Genomic DNA, 7,189 nt, shown 5'->3' on the forward strand with positions numbered 1-7,189 from the left:
CTGAGAGTCGCGCCACCGCGACATGCGCGGCCGGCATGCCGAAGCAGAATCGGCGCGATGAAACTTGCGCCCGCCGCCGCCGCCTGCCTTCTCTTGCTGGGTGTCCCGCTGGCCGCGCAGGCCCAGCAGGAGCCGCCGGCCGATCCAGGCGCCAGCGGCGCGCGCCTGCGCGAGATCACCGTCTCCACGCCGCGCGGCGAGGTTGCGCCCTTCAACGTGCCCGGCTCGGTCGACCGCGTCGACGGCGACGAGATGCGCGACAGCCGCCTGCAGATCAACCTCTCCGAAAGCCTGGGCGCGGTGCCGGGGCTGCAGGTGCAGAACCGGCTGAACTACGCGCAGGACCTGCAGCTGTCCATCCGCGGCTTCGGTGCGCGCTCGACCTTCGGCGTGCGCGGCGTGCGGCTCTATGTCGATGGCATTCCGGCGACCTTGCCCGATGGGCAGGGGCAGACCTCGAACATCGACATCGGCTCGCTGGACCGCGTCGAGATCCTGCGCGGGCCGTTCTCCGCGTTGTACGGCAACTCCTCGGGCGGTGTGCTGCAGACGTTCACCGCCTCGGGCGAGGGGCCGCCACGGCTGTCGTACTCGCTCGCGGGCGGCAGCTTCGGCACCTGGCGGCAGTCGCTGCAGCTCAGCGGGTCGCAGGGCGTGGTCGATTACCTGCTCGGCGCGAGCCGCTTCCATACCGACGGCTGGCGCGAGCACAGCGCCGCGCGGCGCGACATCGAAAACGGCAAGCTCGGCATCGCGCTCGACAACGGCGACAGGCTCACGCTGGTCTTCAACAGCGTGCGCGTCGACGCGCAGGACCCGCTGGGCCTCACGGCCGACCAGTACGCGCTGGCGCCGCGCAACGCGCCGCTGGCCACGCAGTACGACACCCGCAAGACGGTCGAGCAGATACAGGCCGGCCTGCTGTACGAGCGTCGCATCAACGCAGAGCAGGGGCTGCGCCTGATGGTCTACGGCGGCGAGCGAAAGACCACGCAGTACCAATCGATTCCGGTGTCGGCGCAGCAGAACCCGTTGCACGCGGGCGGCGTGATCGACCTGTCGCGGCAGTACGGCGGTGTCGACATTCGCTGGAATGCTGCGTTGACCCTGGCCGATCGGCCCTTCGACGTGGTGGCCGGCCTGGGCTACGACAGCCTGCGCGAAAAGCGCCGCGGCTACGAGAACTACCTCGGCCGCGTCGCGGCGCCCGTGCTGGGCGTGCAGGGCCGTCTGCGGCGCAACGAGCTCAACGACGTCTGGAACCTCGATCCCTACGCGCAAGCGACCTGGCGCTTCGCCGAGCGCTGGACGCTCGAAGCCGGCGTGCGCCGCAGCAGCGTGCACTTCAACTCGCAGGACCGCTACATCGTCGGCACGAACCGCGACGACAGCGGCAGTGCGCGCTACAGCAAGACCCTGCCGGTGGCCTCGCTGCGCTACCAGGCGACGCCCGACTTGGCCCTGTACGGCTCCATCGGCCGCGGCTTCGAGACGCCGACACTGAACGAACTTTCCTATCGGGCAAATGGCGCGAGCGGGCTCAACTTCGCGCTGCGGCCTGCGGTGAACGACAGCATCGAACTCGGCGCCAAGGCGCGGCTTGCCGGTGGCCTGCTGACGGCAGCGCTGTTCCAGACCCGCACGCGCGACGAGATCGTGACGGACACCAACGTCGGCGGCCGTGCCACCTTCCAGAACGCGGGGCGCACGAAGCGCAACGGCTTTGAGCTGGGCTGGCAGCATGAGACCGCGAACCACTGGCGCACGCAACTGGCCTACACGTGGCTGGACGCGACCTACCGCGACGCCTTCTGCTCGCCGTCACCGTGCGCGGCGGCCAATACCGTCGCCGCGGGCAACCGCATTCCCGGCATCGCGCGGCAGTCGCTGTTCGCATCGCTGGGCTGGGTGCCGCCCGACGGCTGGCGCGCCGGCGTCGAGATGCGCGCGCTGGGGCGCATCCAGGCCAACGATGCCAACACCGCGAGCGCGCCGGGCTATGCCGTCGCGGCGGTGTATGCGGGCTACCTGAAGAAATGGGAGCGCTGGGAGTTCAATGCCTTCGCGCGTGTCGACAACCTGTTCGACCGGCGCTACGTGGGCTCGGTCATCGTCAACGAGGGCAATGCGCGCTATTACGAGCCCGCACCGGGCCGCAACTGGACGGTGGGCCTGAGCGGCGCGTACCGCTTCTGACGACCCACCGCCGGTTCTTGTCGCTTACTTGAGGCCGGCTGCCGCGCGCAGTGCGGCGGCCTGCGTCGTCGCTTCCCAGGTGAACTCGGGCTCCTCGCGGCCGAAGTGGCCGTAGGCGGCGGTCTTCTGGTAGATCGGGCGCAGCAGGTCGAGCATCTGGATGATGCCCTTCGGACGCAGGTCGAAGAACTCGCGCACGAGTTCGGCGATCTTCTCGTCAGGAATCACGCCGGTGCCTTCGGTGTAGACCGTGATGTTCATCGGCTGCGCCACGCCGATGGCGTACGCCACCTGGATCTGGCACTGGCGCGCCAGGCCGGCGGCCACGATGTTCTTGGCCACGTAGCGTGCGGCATAGGCGGCCGAGCGGTCGACCTTCGACGGGTCCTTGCCCGAGAACGCGCCGCCGCCGTGCGGGCAGGCACCGCCGTAGGTGTCGACGATGATCTTGCGGCCCGTGAGGCCGCAGTCGCCCTGCGGGCCGCCGATGACGAAGCGGCCGGTCGGATTGATCAGGTAGCGCGTGTCCTTGAGCCATTCCTTCGGCAGCACGGGCTTGATGATCTCCTCGATGATGGCTTCGTTGAACGAGGCCTTCATCTTGGTCGGCGTCTCGCTCTGGTCTGGGCTGTGCTGCGTGGAGAGCACCACGGTGTCGATGCTGTGCGGCTTGCCGTCGACGTAGCGCATCGTGACCTGGCTCTTGGCGTCGGGGCGCAGGAAGGGCAGGCGGCCGTCCTTGCGCAGCTGTGCCTGGCGCTCGACGAGGCGGTGCGCGTAGTAGATGGGCGCGGGCATCAGCTCGGGCGTCTCGTCGCAGGCGTAGCCGAACATCAGGCCCTGGTCGCCGGCGCCGGTGTTCAGGTGGTCGTCGCTCGCGTGGTCCACGCCCTGGGCGATGTCGTTGGACTGCTTGTCGTAGCAGACCATCACCGCGCAGCCCTTGTAGTCGATGCCGTACTCGGTGTTGTCGTAGCCGATGCGCTTGATGGTGTCGCGCGCGACCTGGATGTAGTCGACGTGCGCGTTGGTCGTGATCTCGCCGGCGAGCACCACGAGGCCGGTGTTGGTCAGCGTCTCGGCGGCCACGCGGCTGCGCGGGTCCTGCTCGAAGATCGCGTCCAGGATCGCGTCGGAGATCTGGTCGGCAACCTTGTCGGGGTGGCCTTCGGAAACCGATTCGGAAGTGAAGAGGAAGTCGTTCGCCATTTTGTTCAAAGCTCCTTGAAGTGATTTGGCGCGTTGCCAACTCTGCGGAGCCCTGGCGAACGCTTTAGCAGATGTCGATTAATCGACGGGCACAATCGCTTTCGCGCTTGTGTTTGTCGCCCTGCAAGTTGTTCCGTAACTCGGCGACAATTTGGATTCTATTCGAGCCGCGCATACCATGCGCGCGCGTCCGTTTTTTGACCCTCCCGCTTTCAATGATCACCCTGTTTCGCCTGCTCGCCCGCGTGCCGATGCCGTTGATGCATCGGCTCGGTGCCATGCTGGGCTGGCTGGTCTGGTGGAGCGCGCCGGACTACCGCCGCCGCTTCAAGGCCAACGCCGAGAGCGCGGGCTTCGCGCCCGACCAATACCGTCCCGCCATCGCCGCCGCCGGCAAGATGGCTTCCGAGCTGCCCTGGCTCTGGCTGCGCCCGCACGGCGAGACCGTGCTGCATCGCGTGGTGCGCTGGGAGGGCGTGGAGGCCTTCGAGGCCGCCATGCAGGCGAAGAAAGGCGTGATCCTGGTGGCACCGCACCTCGGCAGCTGGGAGATGTGCGGCCAGGCGATCGGCGAGCGCTTCCTGTCGGCCTACGGGCCGATCACCGCGCTGTTCCGGCCGGCGCGCAAGAAGTGGATGGCCGACCTGATCGCCGCCGGCTCGCGCGACCGGCCCGGCCTGCAGACGCTGCCCACCAACAACAGCGGCGTGCGCGGCCTGATCCGCACGCTGCGCAGCGGCGGCTACACCGGCATCCTGCCCGACCAGGTGCCGCCGATGGGGCAGGGCGTCTGGGCGCCGTTCCTGGGCCGGCCCGCCTACACCATGACCCTGCTTCCCCGCCTTGCGCAACAGACCGGCGCGGCCTGCTTCCTGAGCGTCTGCGAGCGGCTGCCGAACGGCGCCGGCTACGTGGTCCGCTTCGAGCCCATCGTCGGCACGGCGCTGACCGACCCGTCAGCCTCCATCGAGGACGCGGCTGCGGCCATGAACGACGCCATCGGCCGGTTGATCCACAGCCTGCCGGGCCAGTACGTGTGGGACTACGCCCGCTACAAGGAGCCGCGCGCCGAGCGCGTGGCCGCAGCCGCCAGGGAGGCCGCATGAGCCTCGGTTCCCGGCTCGGCATCGGCTTCATGCGCGTGATCGCGCCGCTGCCGCTGCCGCTCGTGCGCGGCTTCGGCGCGTTCCTCGGCCGCATCCTGCACACCGTCGCCGTGCCGCGGCGGCGCGTGGTCGACACCAACCTGGCGGTCTGCTTCCCCGGCAAGTCGGAGGCCGAGCGCCGCGCCATCGCGCGCCAGACCTTCGTCTATGTGGCGCAGTCCTGGCTGGACCGCAGCTGGCTCTGGCATGCGCCCGAGAAAGTCGTGGCGAGCCGGCTCAAGGTGGTTGGGGCGGCGGCGGAGATCCGCGAGATCGCCGACGGCGATGCGCCGATGATCCTGTTCGCGCCGCACTTCTACGGCCTGGACGCCGCGGCCACAGCGCTGACCATGCACACGGCGCGCCCCTCGGCCACCATCTACACGACCCAGCGCGATCCGATGGTCGACGCCTGGATCCGCGAGGGCCGCACCCGCTTCGGCGATGTGGCGGCGCTCAACCGGGTGGACGGCATCAAGCCCGTGCTGCAGGGCCTGCGCAAGGGCGGCCTGCTGTACCTGCTGCCCGACATGGACTTCGGCCGCGACCAGACCATTTTCGTGCCGTTCTATGGCGTGCAGGCGGCCACCGTGCCCTCGCTGTCGCGCTTTGCACGGCTGGGCAAGGCCAAGGTGGTGCCGGTGGTGTCGAAGCTGACGCCCGGCGGCTACGAGATCGAGGTGCTGCCGCAGTGGCAGAACTTCCCGACCGACGATGTGGAGGCCGATACCGCGCTCATGAACACGCGGCTGCAGGGCTACATCGACACGATGCCCTCGCAGTACTACTGGGTGCATCGCCGTTTCAAGACCCGCCCCGAGGGCGAACCGCCGATCTATTGAAGGAAGGGCTCCCGGCTTTTCACTTCGCTTCGCTGCGTGCAGCTCCATCTCCCGAGGAGGAGGCGGGGCTCGCCTTGGGGCGGCCCGGCGGCGGCATCAGTTCCGCTGCAAGAATCCCTCGATCTCGCGGGCAACCAGTTGCGGCTGCTCATGCACGATCCAATGGGTCGCGTCCGGCACTTTCTTGACCTCGAGCTTAGGCACGTACTCGTCGAGCCCTTCGAGCAGGCCGGGCAACAGTGCCGCGTCGTCGAGTGCCCAGAACACGAAGGTCGGCACTTCCACCGTGAGCCGTTCGCGCGGCAGCACCGGGATGCCGTCGATGGTGTGGCCGGGCAGCGGCGGCTTCATCGGCGTCACGCGGTAGAGGTTGCAGGCGCCGGTGAGGCCTGCGCCCCAGACTTGGCGGTACTTCTGCTTCACTTCCTCGGTGAGCCAGCCGAAGCCGTCCGGGCCGGCCTTCATCAGCGTGAAGAAGGGCCACATGCGCTTGAAGTCGTCGGCGGCGAGCAGCGCCTCGGCGTCGGGGCGCGCGAGGAAGTTCATGTAGGCGCTGGCTTGCTGCTGCGCCGGGTTGTTGCGCAGTTCGCGCGTGAAGGTGCCCGGGTGCGGCGAATTGATGATGACCAGCTTGCGGATCTGCTGCGGGAACGCGTTGGCATAGCCCCAGGCAAAGGCGCCGCCCCAATCGTGGGCCACCAGCGCGGCCATGGTGCCGTCGGTGCTCTCGGTCGCCACGAGCTGCTGGATGTCCTGGATCAGCAGGTGAGCCTTGTAGGCCGCCACGTCGGTCGGCGCGCTCGACTTCTCGAAGCCGCGCAGGTTGGGTGCCACACAGCGGTAGCCGCCGTGGGCCGGGTCCGAGAAGTACGCCAGCAGTTCGTCCCAGATGAACGCGGCTTCGGGGAAGCCGTGGAGGAACACCATCAGCGGCCGGCCCGGCTGGCCGGCAGCGCGGCAACTCAGGGTGGTGCCATTGGGCAGGCTGCGTTGGAAGGTCTCGATCATGCTTCTTGTCTCCTTGGGTTGACTGTCGCTATTCTTTTGATAGTGAACTACGCACGCTGGACGGCCGATGCAGCCTGTTCTGGGGTTCAGTCAGGTCTCTGCTGGCGGCTCCGGTGGTTCGGCGGGGGCTGCTGCAGTCTCTTCCGGGTGCACCCAGCGCCACAGCAGCTCGGCCGCTTCACCGACGCCCTGCTTTTTCAGCGCCGAGAACAGTTTCACCTCGCCGCCGCCGGCGTTCAGTCGCGTAATCGACAGCACCTTGGCGGCTTCGCTGCGCGTGAGCTTGTCGGACTTGGTCAGCAGCACGAGGAACTTGAGGCCCTGCTGCACGCGCGGGCGGATCACGTCGAGCAGGATCTCGTCGAGTTCGGTCAGGCCGTGGCGCGGGTCGCACATGAGCACCACGCCGCGCAGGCTCTCGCGCGTCATCAGGTAGTTGCCCATCACGCGCTGCCAGCGCAGCTTGGCCTCCTTGGGCACGGCCGCGTAGCCGTAGCCGGGCAGGTCGGCCAGCACCGCATCGTCGACCTTCTGCTTGCCGATGCCGAACAGGTTGATGTGCTGCGTGCGGCCCGGCGTCTTGGAGGCGAAGGCCAGCCGCGTCTGCTGCGTGAGGGTGTTGATGGCAGTCGATTTGCCCGCATTGGAGCGGCCGACGAAGGCGATCTCGGGCAGGTCGACGGGGGGCAGGTGCTCAAGCTGGGGGGCGCTGGTCAGGAAGTGGGCGGTGTGCAACCAGCCCAGTGCCACGCGTTCGCGTTCGGCGACCTGGGGGGCCGCGGCGGGAGC

Annotated in this window: 6 protein-coding genes; 3 read left to right on the forward strand and 3 right to left on the reverse strand. The window is 68.5% G+C overall.

All coding sequences use genetic code 11. The features are described from left to right. Positions 1–57 precede the first annotated feature (57 nt). Positions 58–2,196, forward strand: coding sequence for a TonB-dependent receptor domain-containing protein (locus ACCD11_RS20305; RefSeq protein WP_413315213.1), 2,139 nt, complete (start codon positions 58–60; stop codon positions 2,194–2,196). Positions 2,197–2,220: 24 nt separating this feature from the next. Here the strand turns inward: ACCD11_RS20305 and metK are convergent, their stop codons facing one another. Next, positions 2,221–3,405, reverse strand: a complete 1,185-nt coding sequence (gene metK, locus ACCD11_RS20310) for a methionine adenosyltransferase (protein WP_413315214.1) — start codon at positions 3,403–3,405, stop codon at positions 2,221–2,223. A gap of 215 nt (positions 3,406–3,620) precedes the next feature. On the opposite strand from metK, the gene ACCD11_RS20315 reads away from it, so the two are divergent. Both ACCD11_RS20315 and ACCD11_RS20320 read left to right on the forward strand, forming a co-directional pair. Beyond that, positions 3,621–4,511 (forward strand): lysophospholipid acyltransferase family protein, encoded by an 891-nt coding sequence (locus ACCD11_RS20315; protein ID WP_413315215.1) that lies wholly within the window; start codon positions 3,621–3,623, stop codon positions 4,509–4,511. Continuing rightward, positions 4,508–5,392 carry a lipid A biosynthesis acyltransferase gene (locus ACCD11_RS20320; RefSeq protein WP_413315216.1) on the forward strand — a complete coding sequence of 295 codons (885 nt, stop codon included), beginning with the start codon at positions 4,508–4,510 and terminating at the stop codon, positions 5,390–5,392. Before ACCD11_RS20315 ends, ACCD11_RS20320 begins: the two co-directional genes overlap by 4 nt. A 96-nt stretch (positions 5,393–5,488) precedes the next feature. Here the strand turns inward: ACCD11_RS20320 and ACCD11_RS20325 are convergent, their stop codons facing one another. Both ACCD11_RS20325 and yihA read right to left on the reverse strand, forming a co-directional pair. Then, entirely contained in the window at positions 5,489–6,400 is a 912-nt protein-coding gene (locus ACCD11_RS20325; RefSeq protein WP_413315217.1) for an alpha/beta fold hydrolase, read from the reverse strand. Positions 6,401–6,490: 90 nt separating this feature from the next. Next, the coding region (gene yihA, locus ACCD11_RS20330; RefSeq protein WP_413315219.1) for a ribosome biogenesis GTP-binding protein YihA/YsxC at positions 6,491–7,189 on the reverse strand (699 nt) is incomplete at its 5' end.

The sequence above is a fragment of the Variovorax sp. Varisp36 genome (assembly GCF_047304235.1).
Lineage (GTDB): Bacteria > Pseudomonadota > Gammaproteobacteria > Burkholderiales > Burkholderiaceae_C > Variovorax.